Genomic DNA, 18,684 nt, shown 5'->3' on the forward strand with positions numbered 1-18,684 from the left:
GTGAGGACATAGCTTGATAAGGCTTGTACAGTTAGTGTGGTCTACCACTTTGTGGTTATGTAAAATCTGTCAATTTTCAGTCACTTGCGCCGGAAAAATGTTGAAGATCGTATTTGTTTTCCGCTTAAGTTGCATAGCTAACAGTTTTATAAACAAGTCAATGAGTTCTACAAGGTTAAGTGTTAGGTTTATCGATTGCCGCCGATAGGGAATGGTAATTACTAAAACTGAATAATTATATGATCTCAACAAGGGCACATGATATATAAGTGTGTCTAATTACAACCAGAAAGAGATTTGTTAGCTGCTAGGGAATAAAAATGAAATTAACCGATATGTCTTTTAAGCAAAAAATCATCGCTTTGCTTATTTTGCCGATCTTAGGCTTTCTATGGCTTAGTGTTTCTGCGATATCAAAAGGCGTAGAGACCACCAGTGAAATGTCATCATTAAACCAACTGACGCGTTTGTCGGTTGTATACAGTGAATTAGTGCACGAGTTACAGAAAGAGCGTGGAATGACTGCCGGTTTTATCGGCTCACAGGGTACTCAGTTTGTCAGTGAACTACGTTCACAAAGAGCAAGTGCGGATACTCGACGTGACCAGAGAAGCGAATATTGGCAGTCGGCTGATATCGATTTACCGCAAATCACAAAGTTGAATACAGAAATCAGCCGAAGCCTCAATCAGATCACTTCTATTCGTAATCGAGTCGACTCTCAATCTATCCCACTTTCTGAGGCTCTAGGTTACTACACTCAACTTAACGCAAAGTTATTGAGCGTATCGGCATTGATTGCAGAGTTGAGTTCGGATGCCACCATTACTACAGAAACCATCGCTTACTACAACTTCTTGCAAGGCAAAGAGCGTGCTGGTATTGAACGTGCTGTACTCAATAATACCTTCTCTAAAAATGAGTTTGGCCCGGGTATGCTTGTGAGGTTTATCTCTTTAATGACTGAGCAAAATACCTATTTCTCTAACTTTAAAGTGCTGAGCACCCCAAGCAATGTGAGTTTTTTTGAGCAACAATTGAATGATCGATCTGTCGCAGAAGTTGAAAAACTTCGACAGCTTGCACAATCGAAAATGAGTGGTTTTGATGTTGACCCTGTTTACTGGTTTGCACAATCAACGGCGCGTATTGTTCAGTTGAAGAAAACAGAGAACCAGTTAGCTGATTCACTGATCGCACTCACGGAACAAAAAACGACAGAAGCGCAGACTGCCATGATGGCGAGTATCGCGATGTTTGTTGTGATTACTTTGTTTGCAACTTTTGTTAGCTTCAAGGCTATAACCGATCTAACCACACGAGTGAAAGACCTTACTTTAGTGCTTTCAAAAGTTCGTGATGATAATGATTTGACAGTTCGTGCGACTTACGTAGGTAGCAGCGAGCTTGGCCAGATATCTTTATCGCTTAACGAAACTTTAGAGAAGTTCTCGCAGGTGATCGACAACTTGTCTCAATCGAGCTTAACACTCGCTTCGGCAGCAGAAGAGACGGCGCAAACTTGCCAATACAACTCCAATACCTTGGTTGAGCAACAAAACCAAATTGGGCTGATTGCAACGGCAACTGAGGAGCTTTCGGCAACCGTGAATGAAGTCGCGGCTAAAACGCAGCAAACGGCGACTTCGGCGAAAATGGTGGATCAACAGTCACAAGAGGGCTTGAGCACGGTCCAACACTCTTATGAATCGATTGAAATCTTAGCGTCTGAGATTAACGGCTTAGCTGAGAAAATTACTCATCTACACGAAAGCAGTAATAATATTAATAGCGTGATCGATGTGATTAAGTCGGTTGCTGATCAAACAAACTTGTTGGCGCTAAACGCTGCGATCGAAGCGGCTCGTGCTGGTGAACAAGGTCGTGGTTTCGCTGTTGTAGCTGATGAAGTCCGTACATTGGCTCAACGCACTCAAGAGTCGACGTTGGAAATTGAAGGCTTCATTAGTTCGCTACAGTCTGATGTACAAACAGCGTTCAATGTGATTGATAACAGTAAAAAAATGTCATCAAGAGCGGTTGAAGATTCGCGAGACGTAGAACAAACGCTACAAGATATTTCTGGTGCTGTGAGCGAGATATTCAGTATGACAGAGCAGATTGCAACGGCAACAGAAGAGCAAGCGGTAGTGACACAAGACATTGCTCAGAACGTAGTGGCGGTAGAGCAGAAGTCGACAGAATCTACGACGGGCGCGACTCAAATTGCGGCGACAGCGAAAGAACAAGCAGAATTGGCAACATCACTAAAAGAACTCTCGAATACGTTTAAGAGTTAATTTTTCCGAGATCATGGCTAATGGCTTAAAGTTAAGAGTTAAGAGCTATCTTACATAACGAAATGTCCCGCTTAGTGCGGGGCATTTTTTAGGGTTGAAGCGGCTAAGACTGCGCTTTATAAAAACGACAAGTTAAAGCTCAAACAATACGTCAGTACGAATAATGTATTTAGTCCCAGAAAGTATTGGTGCTGAGCCGTGTATACAATGGGCAGGGTGAGTACCGTGAGGAAAACATAGGACACTACCACTAGGTGTTTTAACCGATTCTATATCCGCATTCTCATGCCTTTGACGACGAGCAGGCTTACTCGGGTCGTCACGGTTAACCATGAATTGGGTTTCACCACCGACGAAATCATCACTCAATAGAAGCAAGAAAGTATACATGCTCCAACGGTCGCCAAAAGAGTCATCGATCAGTTCTCCATCGACAACTTGACTACCGGGCCAAGAGCCATCGGTGTGCATTTTAAAGAAATCCCCTTCATCGTAGCGATAAAATCGAAAACGACCGTTGATTCCAAGTGGTTTCACACCAGCAAAATGGTCGTACTTATCAACGAAATGATCTTTGCATCGGTTCCAGATGATTTCGAGTGTTTTAGGATCGGCGATCAGGTTGAGGTTTCGGTTATGGCGTATTTCTCTTGGCAATGAAACTGCGGCATCTTCTGTGAAACCAAGTTGGTTCGCTTCATCAAGTATCCGCTTAACCTCTTCAGGAAGAAGTACATCTCTTAGCTGGAAAGCTCCAGGTACATTGTTTACTTCAATGCGTGATACTGCGCTGACGCTGTTATTAAGTGAAAATGGATTAGCCGATTTTGGTGCCCAGACTGGTAGGTCACTGCACTGAGTGCCTGCTTCTCGTCTAACAACGTAGAATTTCTGTTCGTTATTCATTATGAATCCTTATTTTGAAACTACTTTCACTTGAGCAAATTGACGATGACCATCTACTGAACCGTGGTAGCCAAGGCCACTCTGTTTCGCACCAACCCAGGGAGCGTCACCACTACCGCCCTGACCTTGATTGATGCCAACCATGCCAGCGTCAAGTTCATCAGCAACCTCGTTGGCACCTTGGTTGCCGAATACCACAGCTCCCAATCCATACTCGCTGGCATTAGCACGTTCGATTGCATCATCAATATTGGAGTAGCGAGTGATAGCGACCACTGGTCCAAAAGTCTCTTCTGTTTCTAACTTCATTTCAGGAGTCATTCCAGTGATAACAGTAGGACGGATATAACGATCTGGTTGTTCAATCCCGCCTAGAAGGAAAGTTGCCCCTTTTTGTTGTGCGTCTTTTAATTGTTCAACGATTTTTCCATGCTGCGTGGCATTGATGATCGGTCCTATGTTTACGTTAGGCATATCCCACGGGCCAATCTGGTACATGTTGGCGATCTCGGTGACACGTTGTTCAAATTTTTCAGCGATACGATCATCAACATAGATACGTTCAATCGAAGTACACATTTGTCCTGAGTTCTCAAAGCTGCCTGCGACGGCAAAGCGAGCTGCTTGTTCTAGGTTGGCATCACGCATCACTATCATTGGGTCTTTGCCACCTAGCTCCATGACCAAGCGTTTTACCTTGCTCGCTGCGCGTCGCATGATGTCTTGGCCTGTTGCTTTTGAGCCAGTGAACGCGATCATTTGGATGTCGCCTTCGACTAATGCCTCACCAGTTTCTCGGTCGCCATGCAAAATTGTTAATACGCCTTCGGGTAGGTGTTTTTGCAGCTCACCAAAGAATGCTTCAGCGATGAGAGGCGTTTCTTCTGAAGGTTTTAGAATCACGCTATTGCCCGCGACCAGTGCTGGCACAATGAGGTTGTTTGCCATCATCACAGGGTAGTTCCAAGGAGATATAACTCCGACAACACCTAGTGGGCGGTATTGAAGCTCTGTTGACCCTGACAATTTGCGAGTGTTGAGCGCGCGGTGTGCTTCTTCTGCATAATGCTGCCCCATGTAAATTGCGCCTGTTGCTTCACCAGTGGCGCGTCGGATATCTTTACCCATTTCGCGAGCAAGTAGTTCTGAGAGGGAATCTGCATACTGATCAAGGTGTTGGTAAGCTCTAATAATGGTTCGCACGCGCTCATTTATCGGGAGTTTTTTCCATACCTTTTGTGCTGACTTTGACTGGCGGATCGTTTGAACGACTTCATCTCTAGAGGCGTTATTGACTTCACCAAGCAGTTCTCCATTACTAGGATTAAAAGATTGAATAGACTTGCTCATGTTTACCAACTCCGTTTAATTTTTCGTATATTTTTTCTATTTAATTACATATCTACATAGCTAGATATTGAGAAATTTCGATATCTAATCTTCTAAAAATAGACAAGATTAAAATGGGCGGCGTTATCCACCCAGTCTGTTTTGATTCTGCTTGTTAGAGTGAGTTAGATAACTCTTTTAAAAACTTCTCGATGTATTCGTCATTACGCTTGTAGTACGTCCACGAGCCAATGCGTTTTGAAGTAACCAGCTTTGCACGTTGCAAGTTAGAAAGATAAGACGAGACGGTCGATTGGGATAAGCCACTTTTCTCTTGAATAATGCTGACACATACCCCTTCAACGTCGGTATCAACGAGTTGTTTCTCTAGGTTAAAGTGCTCATGCGGTGACTTTAGCCAGTGTAGAATATCCCTTCGTACTGGGTTGTTGATTGACTTTAAAACTTCATTCATATCTGACATGGCGTTTGGCTGCTGTTTTCGACTAACGTGAAATATACTCTTTAAAGTAAGATATCGCAATATCTCGATATCCTGCTTTCTCTACATTGAGGTAAGAATGGCATTCATGTTTATCGTCGGCGTGTTGATTTCCTTAGTTAAGCTCTATTTCTCGTTCTATGTTCAAGACTTTTTGGTACCGACTGTCGTTTAAATGGCAGTCGGTATGTCATTCGTTTGGGGGCTAACTCATGAACCAAGATATAAAGATCAGAGCACCAAAACCGAATGTTGCGATAAGTGCCGTGTCGCCACCGGCTGCAGTATAGCTGCCTTCAGTTTGAAGGTGAGGGAAATCAGGTCTACGAACCTTAACTACCATCGCGAGAGGGCCCCATATAGCTAAGAACACCAATACCATGCCCGCATAATCCAGCATGCTCACAAACTGGCTCGCGAACAGTTCAGCGAGTGCCAAAGGCAATACAAAGGTCAGAGCGTAAGCTAGCAGTTTGTTATTGGTGACGGCATCTTTGTTTTGGTCGTAAAGTGCCATCGACACACCAAGGAAAGAGGTCACCAATGCCAATGCTGAGAACAAAGCAATCACGACTTTCAGCCAAGCAGACTGTCCGCTAAACGCTGAGATCAGTTCTGAAATATTATGGAATTGGCTGATTGCATCTGTGCCAAGGTTGCCGATAATCGCAAATAACCAAGTTAGGTAGCAGATTAGTGGAATCACCGAGCCCAGCAGAATCATATTGCGGATCTGTTTTTGAGTCGCTTCTCGGTTGTAGATAACCAGGGACGGGATCACCACCATAGAGGCAAAGCTAGTAAAGATAACCGCACTGTATTGCACCACATCGTTAGCCGTGTATTTGCTGGATTGAGTCAGGTAATCAAGGCGAATGTTGCTAAACAAAGAGGCGATAACAATAAATAGCATCACCACCATCATGATGAATAAACTGCGATTTAACTTGTCGATATACGATTTACCCGCTACCACAATCACACCCATTAATAGGCTGAAAACGGTATAAGCAGCCGATGCAGAGATGTCTACGCCCACATCGAGCAATTGCTTATGAATGATATCGCCAACACCCAAGATATAAGCGATCAGCATGCATACCAGCAGCAGGTAAAAGAGTGCATTGATAAAGTGTTTACCTTTGCTGCCCAGAGTTAGGTAAGCAACGCTGCTCATTCCACTGTTGTCTTTAGTTTTAGTGCACGCTTCTGCCAGTAGAAGAGCTGAGTAAGTGGTGCCGATAAAGATAAGTAGCATCAGCGCAGAGCTGATCATGAAGCCAAATTGGGCCAGGACCATGGGAATGGCAAGCATACCAGCCCCTAATGCAGTTCCTGACAGAATCAAAGAACTACCGAATAATTTCATATTCAAGAAAACAACCTCGAGGTACCCAATTAATTTTTAGTTGGATTGTAAATATTTGTTGCCAAGACTATCAAATTACTCACTAAAGTTAGGGGTTAAATACTAATAATTTTTGAATTTTTCTAAAATCATTTCAGAGGAATTTGTGGTGTATATGGTTGGTGATTTTTGGTATTCACCTTGTGATTTATTTTAGCTTTTTGATAACTTTTTCAAATTAATAGCCGTTTAGTAATTCGCTTGATACGGATGTTTAATGGATGCATTAATTTAAGTGAAAGCCAGTCAAACCTCGCTTCTTTTATGGAGTCTTGTCTTATTTCTTTATCTGATGAGAGTTAATTGGTGAGCGTCAAGAAGGAGAGGATCCAGTTGTAGCATTATGGTTTGTCGTAAATGGAAAGATCTGTTGTCGTAGATGCCACTCGGTAGTTTGGCGTTTCGCTCTTATTATCCTCACACCAATTATGTGGGGGTGTTATGTACCGTTTTCTATTTTGTAGTTTTACGCTTGTTCTCTTGTATCCGACGGCTATTGATTTGTATTTAGTTGGGTTGCCTCAAATTGCCGCGGACCTAAATGCGTCTGAGGCTCAGCTTCATGCCGCGTTCTCTATTTATCTCGCAGGAATGGCAACCACCATGTTGTTTGCCGGTAAATTTGCCGACAGTGTAGGAAGAAAACCTGTCGCTATTTTCGGTGCAATTGTCTTTGCTACCTCTTCGATGTTCGGTGGTGTTGTGACCAGTGCAGAACCATTTCTTCTCGTGCGTTTCTTTCAAGGTGTGGGGGCTGGCTCTTGTTATGTGGTGGCGTTCGCTATCTTGCGAGATGTATTGGATGACCAAAAACGCGCTAAGGTGTTGTCGATGATGAATGGCATTACCTGCATCGTTCCAGTGCTTGCGCCTGTTATCGGTCACTTAATCATGACGGTGTACCCTTGGCCGAGTCTGTTCACGACTATGGCGAGTATGGGTGTTATCGTGTGTTTTCTCTCGGTGTTAGTGCTAAAAGAAACCAAGCCGAATGGTCAAGATTCTGAAGTGACCAAAGCTTCTGTGTCTCACTCCACTTCAACCGAAACGTTCAAAGAACCCTTGTTTATCAGCCGAGTGATCATGACCAGCTTGGGCGTGACGGCGATTCTGACTTACGTGAATGTTTCTCCAATGCTGATCATGACCGAGCTTGGCTTCGACCGTGGTCAATACTCCTATACCATGGCTCTCACTGCATTGGTGAGTATGTTGGTGTCGTTCTCGGCGCCAATTGCCTTGAATGTGTTTAAGCAGAAAAGCCTGATGCTGACTTCACAAGTTTGCTTTGTCGTTGCGGCTATCTTGTTGCTCGCATCGATTGATGGTGGGTTAGGGCATTACGTGACGTTGTTGGGCTTTGCTTTTGTGTGCGGCGGCTTCTCGTTAGGTTTTGGTGTTGCAATGAGCCAAGCATTGAGCTGTTATTCACAACGAGCAGGTGTCGCGAGTTCGATATTGGGCGTTTCCCAAGTATGTACTTCAGCACTGTTTATCTGGCTTATGGGCGTTATCGGGCTAAGTGCATTGAATATGTTGGTATTTATATTGGCTGCTGGTGGAGTTATCAGTATTGCTCTAATACTATGGATAAGTCCTTCCCAAGTAAAAAGTGATTATGAAGAAGCCACTAGCCCGTCTTGATCTGAATTTGTTGTTTACTCTGCAATTGCTGTTGCAAGAGCAGAGTGTTTCGAAAGCTGCCAAAAAGCTCAACGTCACGCCGTCAACGGTGAGCAAATCACTTACTAAACTTCGAGACTGGTTCGATGATCCTCTATTTGTAAAGACACCAAGAGGTTTAACGCCAACACCGCTTGCGCTGAGCATGGTGAAAGATCTTCAAGACTGGTTGCAGATCGGTAGCCAAATATTGACGACTCGTGGCGACGATGCGCCTAAAGATCTGCGCTTGAATCTCGAGGCGGAATCTCCTCTGTCGCTAATCATGCTCAATGAGCTGACGCAAAGCGTGTACCAACGCTATCCAGATGCAAAAATCAAAATGCGTAATTGGGATTATGACTCTATAGATTCCATCGTTCGTGGCGAATCTGATATTGGGTTTTCTGGGCGAGAAAGCCACCCGCGTTCGAAAGAATCTCTAGACGCGTTGCCATACTTCATCGACTTCGAGGTTCTGTTCCACGACTTGCCTGTCGTGTATCTAAGAAAAGACCATCCTGCCTTGCAAGAAGAGTGGAACCTTGAGGCTTTCCTCAAATACCCTCACATCAATATTGTGTGGGAGAAAAGTGAAGCATGGGCGTTGGATGAAATTCTCACAGATTTGCAACTCGACCGACATATCGCACTTACGCTAGCGGGTTTTGAGCAGTCTTTGTTTATGGCGGCTCAGTCAAACCACACCATGACTACCGTGGCACCGAATTACTGCCGACGTTACGTTGAACAACTTCATCCTAATCTTACTTGTCTGCCTATTCCTCTAGATGAAGAGAATGCCAAAAAGCTGCTAATCCCGTTCACCATGATTTGGCATAAACGCAATGCTTATAACCCAATCGTTCTATGGCTAAAAGACACGCTTAGAGATCTTTACCAGTTTGAAGGTGAAAATGTCTAACCTTGTGATGAGATTAAATGTGATTAGATCATCTGAGGGCTTGTGCCGTTAATATTGGATCGTTGATTTAAGTAATAATTCAGACTTAGAACAAAACCCATCAGGTGTTACCTGGTGGGTTTTTCATTTTAAATCATGCAGGTAGAGTCAGAACTGTTCAAATGAATATAGTTATTCCATAATTGTTGATTCGATAAATTCAGCCTATTTGAACGAATGTTCAAAATAAAACTTGAACGATCGTTCTTGTTTGTTCTATATTGTTTTCACGCCAACGGAGAACAGTCTCATATCACTCCGATTGTGAACCAAATTAAGATAAAGAATCGAAAGGAATAGAACATGAGCAACTTTAAAATTCATTCAGTAGAATCAGCACCAGAACAAAGCAAACCTATTCTTGAGGGTGCAGTAAAACAAATGGGCCGAGTTCCTGGTCTTTTTGGTGTGATGGCTGAATCACCAAATACTCTGAAAGCTTACACACAGCTTCATCAAGCATTTAATGAGTCATCTTTTGATGCCGATGAGCTGACAGTGGTATGGCAAACTATCAACGTTGAACATGAGTGTCACTACTGCGTTCCTGCACATACGGGTATCGCACATTCAATGAATGTAGACCCAGCGATTACCGAAGCACTGCGTAACCGTGCTGCACTGCCAACTGAAAAACTTCAAGCACTGCATGATTTCACGCTAAGTATGGTACGTAATCGTGGCAATGTGCCAGAAAGTGAAATGGCAGCTTTTTTCGCTGCGGGTTACGGTCAACAACAAGTGCTAGAAGTGATTCTTGGCTTGTCGCAGAAAGTGATCAGTAACTACGTAAACCACGTTGCTCAAACACCAGTAGACAAAGTATTTGAACAGTTTGCTTGGGAAGGTTAATCGCTTAAATATCAACTTGCTTAGAGAGTAGGTTGCTTGAAGGCTACGCTAATTAGCCTTTGGCTATGGATATAGTGAAAGCCCCGCTTGGTTGAGTGGGGCTTTTTTGTTGGTGTCAGTTCTAATTGAGGAAAGTGAACGGTTAATGTGTATGTTTAGCGATGATCATAGCCAGTGTCACTATCCCTTCTTTCCAATCTTTGTTCTCTTCAATGTTCGCGACCGTGAAGCGCAAACAGTGTTTGTATTGGTCGTGTGTGCCAAAGACAGTACCAGGTAAAATACCTAATTTATGTTTTAAGCAATCTTGATAGACGGAATAACTGTCGACCGATTCCGGTAGTGTTATCCAGTTTAAAAATGAGCCTTCAGGTTTTGATAGGTGGTAACGCCCGACAAGGTGAGGGTAGCTATCTAATGCATGGATTAATAGGCTTTGGAACTGCTTTTGATTGGTTTGATAGAGTCGTTTCATTTTAGAAAGATGACTGCGGTATTTGCCTGTAGTGAGAAACTGACCTACTGCGGATTGCATCAGGTTTGAGCTCCCCATGTTGTCACAAAGGAGATATTTTTCGACTTGAGCTTGGTAACGCCCCGAGAGCAACCAACCTATACGTAGGCGTGAGTCTAAGGTTTTAGAGAGCGAATTCACGTAGATAACTCGATCTTGGTCATCAAGCTCTTTTAGGCTGGCAATAGGTGCATCAAACGCCAGGCTACCGAACACATCATCCTCGATAATCGGCAAAGTTCCGGTTATCTCCAACAACGTTTTTCGATTAGATAATGGCATCCGTGAGCCCGTTGGATTGGTAAAGTTTGGTGTTAGCACTAGCGTTTTTACATCCCATTTATCCAGTGCACTTTGTAGAGAAGGGATGTCAATTCCGTGGCTAACACTGCTTGGTATTTCAAGGGCTTTTAAACCTAGCGACTCGAGCAACAACAAATTGCCGAAGTAACACGGTGACTCTACCGCCACGATGTCGCCCGGTTTGGTGAGCGCGCGTAAAGCCAAACTGATCGCCTGTTGTGCGCCATGCGTAATCGCAATCTCTTTCGATCCCGCAGGTACGCCTAGATCGTGGGTGATCTTTAACAATTGTTTTACTAATTGCTCGTCACCAGGAGGCAATTGGTAGTAACCGGGTAACTGAGTTTGCAATCGGCTGTGGCGACCGATCTCAGCGTACAAGCTTCGTATTGCGGGGTTATTGATGTTGGGATGGGCAGAGCCAGCTAGAAGCTTTAAACGACCTTTGGGACGAGAGAGAACTGATTTAGTGACAGATAAGAGGTCAACTTTTTGAGGTTGGCTTGGTGCATCCCAGCTGGTGGTATTGGGCGCTTTCACACGATAGCCTGATTTAGGTACTGAATAAACCCAGCCTGTCGCTTCCAGTTCTTGGTAGGCGCGAATCACGGTATTTTTACTCACACCAAGCTGCTCGCTTAATTGACGAATTGAGGGAAGGCGATCGTCTGGTTGAAAGAGTCCTTTATCGATCTGAGCCTTAATATGTTGTTCGGTAGCAAGGTATTTGTTGCCGCTGAGTTCTGCTTCCACGTTTTTCTCCCTCGTTGCCCACTCTCAATCTGTAACCATTTAAAGTGTTATATCTGTATCTTTATTAGTTATCTGTACCCAACTAAGGTAACAGCATTGATGAAGAGTTGACCAGAGGTTTGTAATGCTGATTAAAATGATTCCGTTTGTGTTTGTAATATTGTGGTCGTCAGGCTTTGTCGGTGCACGTCTTGGTGTGGAATACGCGGAACCCGCAACATTACTTTCACTGAGGATGGTAGCCAACGTGGTGCTGTTCTTGGTTTTGATTGCAATCCTTAAGCGTCGTATCCCTCTTGGTTGCGCATTCTTCCATGCTTGTGTGGTCGGCATCTTGATTCATGGTTTCTACCTTGGTGGCACCTATCTGGCGATTGATATGGGTATGCCTGCCGGGTTGAGTTCTCTACTTGTTGGCTTACAACCGATTCTTACCGCATTGATTATGATCAGCTGTAGTTCGCAGCGTTTTAATTTCGCACAATGGCTAGGATTAGCCCTCGGTTTTGCGGGTATTAGTTTGGTGTTGATGGGCAATATTGAATGGCAATCTGATGACCAAAAGGGCATGGCGACGTTGTTGTGTTTGGTTTCGCTGGTGGGTATCACGGTCGGTACATTGTACCAAAAGCGTTTCTGCAAAGGGACAGACATGGTCGGTGGTGCGATGGTGCAATATCTTGCTGCGGCTTCGCTATTTTTACCTTTCGCCGTGCGTTACGAAACCATGCATGTGAATTGGACTGTTGAATTTACACTAACGTTAGCTTGGTTAGTGATTGTCTTATCTTGCATTGCTATTCTGTTGTTGTTGTACATGGTGGAGCATGGGGCTTCTTCGAGTGTAGCATCGGTGTTTTATTTAGTACCACCAACGACGGCAATTCAAGCTTGGCTTATTTTTGGAGAGTCGTTTGATATCTACGGCGCAATGGGATTCGCGTTGTCAGCGACAGCGGTATATTTGGTCGTGAAAAAGCCAGAGTTACTAAAAGTTCGTAGGCAAGCAGCACTTGATCGATAGATATAAAAAGAGCCTGAATCTTCAGGCTCTTTCCGTTTTAATCATTGGTTAGCGTCTATTGATTAGCGCTGCATCAAGCAAGCGTAAGCCGTTGTAAACGGTGCTTCTTGGTATTGCTTAAGGCCAGTTTCTTTGAACTTCATCATAAGAGGGTTGCGCTTTAGGCTCTCTTTGATGTCAGCAGGTGATACAACCGTTACGTCTAGGCCGTCGATCAGTTGAATTGCTGCTTCTAGTTTGAAGCCAAAGCCACCGCCAGCAAATTTGCCTTTTGTTTGGCGTTGACGAATTACAACTTTATCTACTTGGTAATCTTCCATCAACTTTGCAAAAGAGAATTGAAAGTCTTTCATATTCTGCGTGTCGTTTGCGTCGCTAATCGCAACTTTAGAAACTCGGCAATCAGGGATATTAAATACACCATCTGACAGAGAAAGAAGACAGATGACAGCATCGTTACCTTTGATTTCAACACCACAAATTTTCATGTTCATACCTATTTACTTTTGAGCCGTACATTATGGTGCTATTTCTATGACTTCTCCAGTATTTGAGCATGTCTGTGGTAAATAAGTGCAAAAATGTCTTTGGCTCTACTTTTTAATGTTGACCTTTGGTTGAATAATAGACAGTCGATTCAAGGGTAACGTTTGCTATGCGACTAGGTTCACAAACTTTTAGCTAGCTTTTAAATTGATACTGTATATTATGCGCGCGTCCCTATTTATTGTGTGGTTATAAGCCCCCTTATGAGTATCAACAACCTTTCAATTAAGAGTAAAATTGCGATCCCATTAATGGTTATCGTGATCGTTTTTTCTACTGTTACTGTGCTTAATGTTCTTAAATCTAACGCTCAAGCTGCAATCAACCATGAGTTGAATAATGTGGTTCAGCCAGTGTTAGATAATTTGGAAGATGGCTATCGTGATATTTACCAAGTTATCGCTTCTGCTCAAGGTCTATTATTAGCAAAAGACCAAGCGGCGATTGAGTACCAAAAGTTTGAATTTAAAGACAATGCTTACAAAGCGGTGCCTCGTTTTCAAAGTGTCGAAACCTTATATCAAGCAGGGGTGTTGGATCCATCTTCTCGTGGTGAATTATCAAAGCTTGTTAACGCGATGAGCAAGTGGGTGGCATTGCACGAACCTATGTTTGCCGACCCTGAGAATGCATACCAATACAACATTGATTACTCTCCTGCGTTAGATGCTGAGTTTGCGATTATTCGAGATCAACTTCGTGACATCAGAACCTTGATCGAATTGAAGCAGAAAGAACTTCGTCAACAAGCCGATGAATCTATTGAATCAAGCAAGGTGATCATTGAAGTCGGCATGGGTGTGGCGATCCTGGCTGCTGCTTTCGCGTTATGGTTGTCGAATCGCTTTATCGTTAAACCGATTCAAAATGTTGAAAAAGCGATGGTTGAAATTGCTTCTGGCGATGGTGATCTTTCTCAACGTATGAGCGTTGAGGGGAGTGATGAAATTGCTCGACTTAGCTCTGCTTTCAACCAGTTTGTTGGCAAGATTCATGTGACCATCGAACAGGTTATTACCACTTCTAACGCTGTACGCTCTGAGATGGAAAACATCAAATCACTGACTCAAGGTGTGGCTCAGTTTTCTTCTAATCAACAGAAAGAGAGTGAAGTAGTTGCTGCTGCAGTTCATGAGATGCAAGCAACCAGCGTTGCCGTAAGTGGTAATGCGTTAGAAGCGGCTTCTGCAAGCAATACGGCAAATAGAGAAGTGGAATCTGCAGATAAAACTTTAGGCTTAACGGTGAGTTCGATTGAGCGCTTGGCGCATGATATCGAAAACGCGAGTGGTGTTGTTCATGAACTAGACAGTGATGTTAAGAACATTGCTTCTATTCTTGGTGTAATTAGAGGCATTGCTGAACAAACTAACCTACTTGCATTGAACGCTGCGATTGAAGCGGCACGTGCTGGTGAACAAGGTCGTGGTTTCGCTGTTGTTGCTGATGAAGTTAGAGCCTTGGCAAGTAAAACTCAAGACAGTACGGGTGAAATTCAGTCGATGATTGAACGCTTAGAAGTTGGCGCTAAACAAGCGGTGAGCGTGATGAACGAAAGTAAAGTTAGTGGCGAGAAAACCATTGTTCAAGCGAGTACAGCTGCGTCGTCATTGAGTGAAATTCGTAACTCTATCGGTATGATGAATGAGATGAACACGCAAATCGCAACTGCGGCTTCTCAGCAATCTCAAGTATCGGAAGAAGTGAACCAGAACGTTCAACGTATAGCTGAAAGCACTATGCAAATGGTAGAAATGGCGAACAGTGCAGAAAACGCATGTATGGCTTTGGCGGAGCAATGTGAAGCGCTAGATGGTTTGGTTTCTCAATTCGAAGTCTAAGAGATGCTGTTCAAGAGAGTTACTGGCTAGACGGTCAATCTATAGTGAGTAGCGACAACTAAAAAGATTTATCGAAAATGAATTATTAAAAAATAGCCAAAATGAACACTAAAAAGCCCGCACTCAATGAGTGCGGGCTTTACTTTTATATACGAGCATTCTTTATATAAAGACTTTTTAGATACGGGGTTTTATTTTAGGCACGCAGGTGCTTTGCCGATCTAGTCAGTATTAGCTGCTACGACCGTCTTTATATGTGTAACGGTAGTCAACTTTTACGTTAGCTTGATAATGGGTGTCGCCGCTCATGTTGGTGATTTTTTTCACTTCCATATTCGCATCATCAATCTTGAATGAATTGTACTTAGTTGTTTGTTGGAACTGTGGCAGTTCTCTAGAAAGCTCAAAAGATGTCTTTGTGCTTAGCTCATCCATAAGGTTGGTTCCTGCATCGTATGCTTCCGCTTCAGTAACAAAAGTATCAGATTTTAGCGTTGTTTCTTGAATCGTTGTTTTAGTTGCTGCAAACGCTGTCGTGCTGAGTACAAGAGTTGATGCAAGTATGATTAATTTTTTCATATGAGTACCTTACTTTGTTCTTTGTTGAAGTACCTGTGTTGCGGTACAGAACCAACATATCAATGAAGTGGTAAGACTAGTGTCAGAAGAAATACTAAATTTGTTAGTGTTCAGTGAGAAATATTTAGAAATGTCAGGGCTTGGTTGAGATCGTTTTGAACGATTGCAGATAGCGAAGGTTTATGTACAGAGCATATCAAGCAAGTGACACTGATTTATAACTTCAATACACTGTATGGGTAACCGTTGTTTAGCATAAGGTAAAGGCATGGCTAATTGGGAAGGGGTAAGTGAGTTTGTTGCAGTAGCAGAGCGTGAAAGCTTTACTGGTGCAGCGCAGAAGCTTGCTACATCAGTGGCTCAAATCAGCCGTAGAGTGGCAAACCTCGAAGAACGTTTGGCAGTAAAACTGCTTAATCGAACGACACGTAAGGTTTCCCTAACAGAGGCTGGGCAACTCTATTATCAACAATGTAAGTTGTTGGTCGAAGGTTTAGAAATTGCTGAACTTGCGGTCACGCAGATGCAGTCGACACCTAAAGGGTTGCTTAAAGTGACCGCGCCTGTGACTTATGGTGAGCGCCAACTCGCGCCTCTGTTACATCAATTTTTAAAGCTTCATCCACAGGTAGAACTTGAATTGATGCTGACTAATCAAAAACTTGATCTTATCGATTCTGGTGTTGATGTAGCGATTCGTCTTGGTCGCTTAGAAGATTCAAGCCTGGTGGCAAAGAAGCTCTCTCAACGCCAACTCTATGTATGTGCCAGCCCAGAGTACATTGAACGGTATGGTGAGCCACATACGCTCTCTGAATTGAACAATCATCAATGTTTAGTCGGTGGTTTCGAACATTGGCGTTTTAAAGAAAATGGCCGACCTCGTTCGGTTCGTGTTAATGGGCGCATTAAGTGCAATAGTGGTTTAGCCTTGTTAGATGCAGCCAAGCAGAGCATTGGCTTGGTACAGTTGCCTGAATACTACGTAAGTGAAGATCTAGAATCAGGAGGGTTGGTTGAAGTACTGTCTGACTATCGAGACGATAAAGAGGGGATCTGGGCGCTTTATCCGCAAAATCGCAACCTATCTTCTAAGGTTCGATTGTTAGTAGACTTTCTTTCTGAACAATTGGATTAGTTTATGATCTAAAGCTACCACCGATAAAAAAAACGGGCTTCAGATTAGAGATTCTGAAGCCCGTTTTTATTTAGTGTGAAAAGTCTTAACGTTAAGTTGCGTTTACTTGCTATTTAATAGACCGTAAATGTCCTAGACCGTGAAGCGATCCACCAAGTGGTAAAGCTCATTCGCGCGGCTGTTTAGGTTTTGGCTACCAGTGCGGTTCTGATTCGCCAGCGATGCTGATTGCGAGCTTTGATCTGAGATTACGACGATACGTTGTGAGATCTCTTGGCCTACAATGTTTTGTTGTTCCGTCGCGGTGGCAATCAGTGAATTCATATCCATGATGGTATCAATCGACGCCTGAATTTTCGCCAGTGCTGCAGCAGCGGCATTCGCTTCTTCCACGGTTTGAGCACTTCGATTTTGGCTCGAATCCATGGCTTTTACGGCAGCATCTGAAGCGGCTTTTAGCTGTTGAATCATCTTGTGAATGTCACCTGTACTTTCTTGGGTTCGACTTGCCAACTTACGAACCTCGTCAGCTACCACCGCAAATCCACGTCCTTGTTCACCGGCACGTGCGGCCTCAATTGCAGCATTCAATGCTAATAAGTTAGTTTGTTCCGCAATGTCTTGAATGACTGTCAATGAAGACGAAATGTTTTGTACATCACCCTCTAGTCTTGATACCACAGTGTTCGCTTCTGATACTTCGCTGGCAAGGCCTGCAACCGAGTTTGCAGCCGCATTGACAATCTGTTGAGCTTCTTTAGCGTTGTTTTCTGCTTGTTTCGCGGAATCCGCAGCTTGACTCGCATTACTCGAGATCTCTTGTGCGGTAGTCGTCATCTCGGTCATTGCCGTCGCGACTTGTTCAGTTTCTTCACGTTGGCCACTGGCAATCTCATCAACCTGTGCGGCACGAGAAGACATACTGCTGGTTTCAGCGACAACTTGCTGGCCAACATCACTTACGCTGCGAATGATGGTTTGTAGGCTAGCAACGAAGGCATTGAAATTTTCGCTAAGCTTGGTGAATTCTGGGGCTTTGAATGCTTCCATTCGGGCCGTGAGATCGGCTTCGCCACTGGCAAAAGCACTAATTGAGCGGTCAAACTGCTCAAGTGGCTGCATGATAGTGCGATTCACCGCGACAGCAAATATCGCGACAATAAGGGCAATAAAGCCACAGAAAATCGCGATAGCCGTTAATGAGCTTTGTAGCGCGGCATTTGAGCTTTCTTTCATTTCGGCAATAACAGCGTCGATGTCATCAGTGTAGAAGCCAGTACCCAACATCAAATCCCACTGCGGCACAAATACTGAGTAGCTGAGTTTAGGTAGCGCGACAGATTGGCCCGGCTTCGGGAAATAGTAAGTCGTGAATTCCCCTAATTTAGCATTCTTGATCAGGTCGCGGATTAAGTAGTTGCCTTGCTTGTCTTGAAGGTCATAGTAGTTTTTACCGATGCCATCGTTACTTTGACCAACCACAACTCGGACACCTTTCGAGTCATAACCAAAAATATAACCAGATTCGCCATATTCTAATGTTCTCAATGTTGGTAAAGCTTCTTCTAGCGTTGCGCCTCTGTCCAAAAATGGACTGATCGCAGAGTAGGCCATTTGCAGGTACGCTTTGAGTTCTTTTTCTTTCATCGCCATCATATTGCTACGCGTCGATTCTACTTGTTGTGCGGTTAGCTCGGTGCTCTTCATATAAGTCACGCTCATCATACCAATCGCCATGAGTAACAAAGGTATGAAAGAGAGAATATAGAGGCGGTTTTTGATGGTTAGGGTCATGTCACGGTTCCTGTGCGATTGTCCAATGCAGTTTTCAACAGATTATTAATGTGATTTAAAAATGTAAATGAACTTGTTGTTTAATTGTTATCCCAAATAGCATTTGTTTGGTAAATATGAAGGTGGTTCTGTTTTCTTGCTCACAGGCCTATGTAATCAAGGGCAGTGCACGTCGTTATTTGGTGCGTTTATGTGCTTTTGCATTCGACATTGCTTTGTTAGAATGCGACGCTTTGTAGCACCCTGCTATGTCTATTCGTTAAGTGAGA

15 protein-coding genes are annotated in these 18,684 nt (G+C 43.6%); 7 read left to right on the top strand and 8 right to left on the bottom strand.

The genetic code is table 11. The features are described from left to right. Window positions 1-320: 320 nt before the first annotated feature. Window positions 321-2,300, top strand: a complete 1,980-nt coding sequence (locus OCW38_RS15590) for a methyl-accepting chemotaxis protein (protein WP_010432949.1) — start codon at window positions 321-323, stop codon at window positions 2,298-2,300. Window positions 2,301-2,432: 132 nt separating this feature from the next. Here the strand turns inward: OCW38_RS15590 and OCW38_RS15595 are convergent, their stop codons facing one another. From OCW38_RS15595 to OCW38_RS15610, 4 genes are all read right to left on the bottom strand, one after another. Beyond that, window positions 2,433-3,206 (bottom strand): 2OG-Fe(II) oxygenase family protein, encoded by a 774-nt coding sequence (locus OCW38_RS15595; RefSeq protein WP_016790107.1) that lies wholly within the window; start codon window positions 3,204-3,206, stop codon window positions 2,433-2,435. Between the two features lie 9 nt (window positions 3,207-3,215). Then, the gene (locus tag OCW38_RS15600; protein ID WP_102270191.1) at window positions 3,216-4,556 is read right to left on the bottom strand and encodes an aldehyde dehydrogenase family protein; all 1,341 of its coding nucleotides are present in this window, start codon (window positions 4,554-4,556) and stop codon (window positions 3,216-3,218) included. A 154-nt stretch (window positions 4,557-4,710) separates the two neighbouring features. Further along, window positions 4,711-5,019 carry an ArsR/SmtB family transcription factor gene (locus OCW38_RS15605; protein ID WP_010432957.1) on the bottom strand — a complete coding sequence of 103 codons (309 nt, stop codon included), beginning with the start codon at window positions 5,017-5,019 and terminating at the stop codon, window positions 4,711-4,713. 223 nt (window positions 5,020-5,242) lie between these two features. Further along, complete coding sequence (locus OCW38_RS15610; protein ID WP_016767006.1) at window positions 5,243-6,406, bottom strand: amino acid permease; 1,164 nt, start codon at window positions 6,404-6,406, stop codon at window positions 5,243-5,245. A gap of 480 nt (window positions 6,407-6,886) precedes the next feature. Between OCW38_RS15610 and OCW38_RS15615 the strand changes: the two genes are divergently transcribed. The 3 genes from OCW38_RS15615 to OCW38_RS15625 all read left to right on the top strand — a co-directional run bounded on the left by OCW38_RS15615 (window position 6,887) and on the right by OCW38_RS15625 (window position 9,923). Then, window positions 6,887-8,089: an MFS transporter gene (locus OCW38_RS15615; protein WP_102392555.1), complete on the top strand. Its 1,203-nt coding sequence runs from the start codon at window positions 6,887-6,889 to the stop codon at window positions 8,087-8,089. After that, the gene (gene yidZ, locus OCW38_RS15620; RefSeq protein ID WP_102392556.1) at window positions 8,064-9,032 is read left to right on the top strand and encodes an HTH-type transcriptional regulator YidZ; all 969 of its coding nucleotides are present in this window, start codon (window positions 8,064-8,066) and stop codon (window positions 9,030-9,032) included. The genes OCW38_RS15615 and yidZ overlap by 26 nt, the downstream gene beginning before the upstream one ends. Before the next feature lie 342 nt (window positions 9,033-9,374). Beyond that, entirely contained in the window at window positions 9,375-9,923 is a 549-nt protein-coding gene (locus OCW38_RS15625; protein WP_010432969.1) for a carboxymuconolactone decarboxylase family protein, read from the top strand. A 142-nt stretch (window positions 9,924-10,065) separates the two neighbouring features. On the opposite strand, the gene OCW38_RS15630 is transcribed toward OCW38_RS15625, so the two are convergent. Continuing rightward, a complete protein-coding gene (locus OCW38_RS15630) occupies window positions 10,066-11,493 on the bottom strand; it encodes an aminotransferase-like domain-containing protein (RefSeq protein WP_010432972.1) in 1,428 nt (475 codons plus the stop codon). Between the two features lie 124 nt (window positions 11,494-11,617). Here OCW38_RS15630 and OCW38_RS15635 point away from each other — a divergent pair, with 124 nt between their 5' ends. Further along, the gene (locus tag OCW38_RS15635) at window positions 11,618-12,517 is read left to right on the top strand and encodes a DMT family transporter (protein WP_016767008.1); all 900 of its coding nucleotides are present in this window, start codon (window positions 11,618-11,620) and stop codon (window positions 12,515-12,517) included. A 62-nt stretch (window positions 12,518-12,579) separates the two neighbouring features. Here OCW38_RS15635 and OCW38_RS15640 read toward each other — a convergent pair whose 3' ends face one another. Next, entirely contained in the window at window positions 12,580-13,005 is a 426-nt protein-coding gene (locus OCW38_RS15640) for a DUF3010 family protein (protein WP_010432976.1), read from the bottom strand. Between the two features lie 261 nt (window positions 13,006-13,266). Here OCW38_RS15640 and OCW38_RS15645 point away from each other — a divergent pair, with 261 nt between their 5' ends. After that, window positions 13,267-14,904: a methyl-accepting chemotaxis protein gene (locus OCW38_RS15645; protein WP_010432978.1), complete on the top strand. Its 1,638-nt coding sequence runs from the start codon at window positions 13,267-13,269 to the stop codon at window positions 14,902-14,904. 231 nt (window positions 14,905-15,135) lie between these two features. Here OCW38_RS15645 and OCW38_RS15650 read toward each other — a convergent pair whose 3' ends face one another. Continuing rightward, a complete protein-coding gene (locus tag OCW38_RS15650) occupies window positions 15,136-15,483 on the bottom strand; it encodes a DUF3316 domain-containing protein (RefSeq protein ID WP_010432981.1) in 348 nt (115 codons plus the stop codon). A 268-nt stretch (window positions 15,484-15,751) separates the two neighbouring features. Here OCW38_RS15650 and OCW38_RS15655 point away from each other — a divergent pair, with 268 nt between their 5' ends. Continuing rightward, entirely contained in the window at window positions 15,752-16,621 is an 870-nt protein-coding gene (locus tag OCW38_RS15655) for a LysR family transcriptional regulator (protein WP_010432983.1), read from the top strand. A gap of 132 nt (window positions 16,622-16,753) precedes the next feature. Here the strand turns inward: OCW38_RS15655 and OCW38_RS15660 are convergent, their stop codons facing one another. Next, window positions 16,754-18,415, bottom strand: coding sequence for a methyl-accepting chemotaxis protein (locus tag OCW38_RS15660; RefSeq protein WP_010432986.1), 1,662 nt, complete (start codon window positions 18,413-18,415; stop codon window positions 16,754-16,756). Between the last annotated feature and the right edge of the window lie 269 nt (window positions 18,416-18,684).

Source organism: Vibrio cyclitrophicus (assembly GCF_024347435.1).
Classification (GTDB): domain Bacteria; phylum Pseudomonadota; class Gammaproteobacteria; order Enterobacterales; family Vibrionaceae; genus Vibrio; species Vibrio cyclitrophicus.

Excerpts from the sequence above, each read along its gene's own strand:
- OCW38_RS15590 (WP_010432949.1), top strand. The coding sequence starts at position 321 with ATGAAATTAACCGATATGTCTTTTAAGCAAAAAATCATCGCTTTGCTT.
- OCW38_RS15595 (WP_016790107.1), bottom strand. The coding sequence starts at position 3,206 with ATGAATAACGAACAGAAATTCTACGTTGTTAGACGAGAAGCAGGCACT.
- OCW38_RS15600 (WP_102270191.1), bottom strand. The coding sequence starts at position 4,556 with ATGAGCAAGTCTATTCAATCTTTTAATCCTAGTAATGGAGAACTGCTT.
- OCW38_RS15605 (WP_010432957.1), bottom strand. The coding sequence starts at position 5,019 with ATGTCAGATATGAATGAAGTTTTAAAGTCAATCAACAACCCAGTACGA.
- OCW38_RS15610 (WP_016767006.1), bottom strand. The coding sequence starts at position 6,406 with ATGAAATTATTCGGTAGTTCTTTGATTCTGTCAGGAACTGCATTAGGG.
- OCW38_RS15615 (WP_102392555.1), top strand. The coding sequence starts at position 6,887 with ATGTACCGTTTTCTATTTTGTAGTTTTACGCTTGTTCTCTTGTATCCG.
- yidZ (WP_102392556.1), top strand. The coding sequence starts at position 8,064 with ATGAAGAAGCCACTAGCCCGTCTTGATCTGAATTTGTTGTTTACTCTG.
- OCW38_RS15625 (WP_010432969.1), top strand. The coding sequence starts at position 9,375 with ATGAGCAACTTTAAAATTCATTCAGTAGAATCAGCACCAGAACAAAGC.
- OCW38_RS15635 (WP_016767008.1), top strand. The coding sequence starts at position 11,618 with ATGCTGATTAAAATGATTCCGTTTGTGTTTGTAATATTGTGGTCGTCA.
- OCW38_RS15640 (WP_010432976.1), bottom strand. The coding sequence starts at position 13,005 with ATGAAAATTTGTGGTGTTGAAATCAAAGGTAACGATGCTGTCATCTGT.
- OCW38_RS15645 (WP_010432978.1), top strand. The coding sequence starts at position 13,267 with ATGAGTATCAACAACCTTTCAATTAAGAGTAAAATTGCGATCCCATTA.
- OCW38_RS15650 (WP_010432981.1), bottom strand. The coding sequence starts at position 15,483 with ATGAAAAAATTAATCATACTTGCATCAACTCTTGTACTCAGCACGACA.
- OCW38_RS15655 (WP_010432983.1), top strand. The coding sequence starts at position 15,752 with ATGGCTAATTGGGAAGGGGTAAGTGAGTTTGTTGCAGTAGCAGAGCGT.
- OCW38_RS15660 (WP_010432986.1), bottom strand. The coding sequence starts at position 18,415 with ATGACCCTAACCATCAAAAACCGCCTCTATATTCTCTCTTTCATACCT.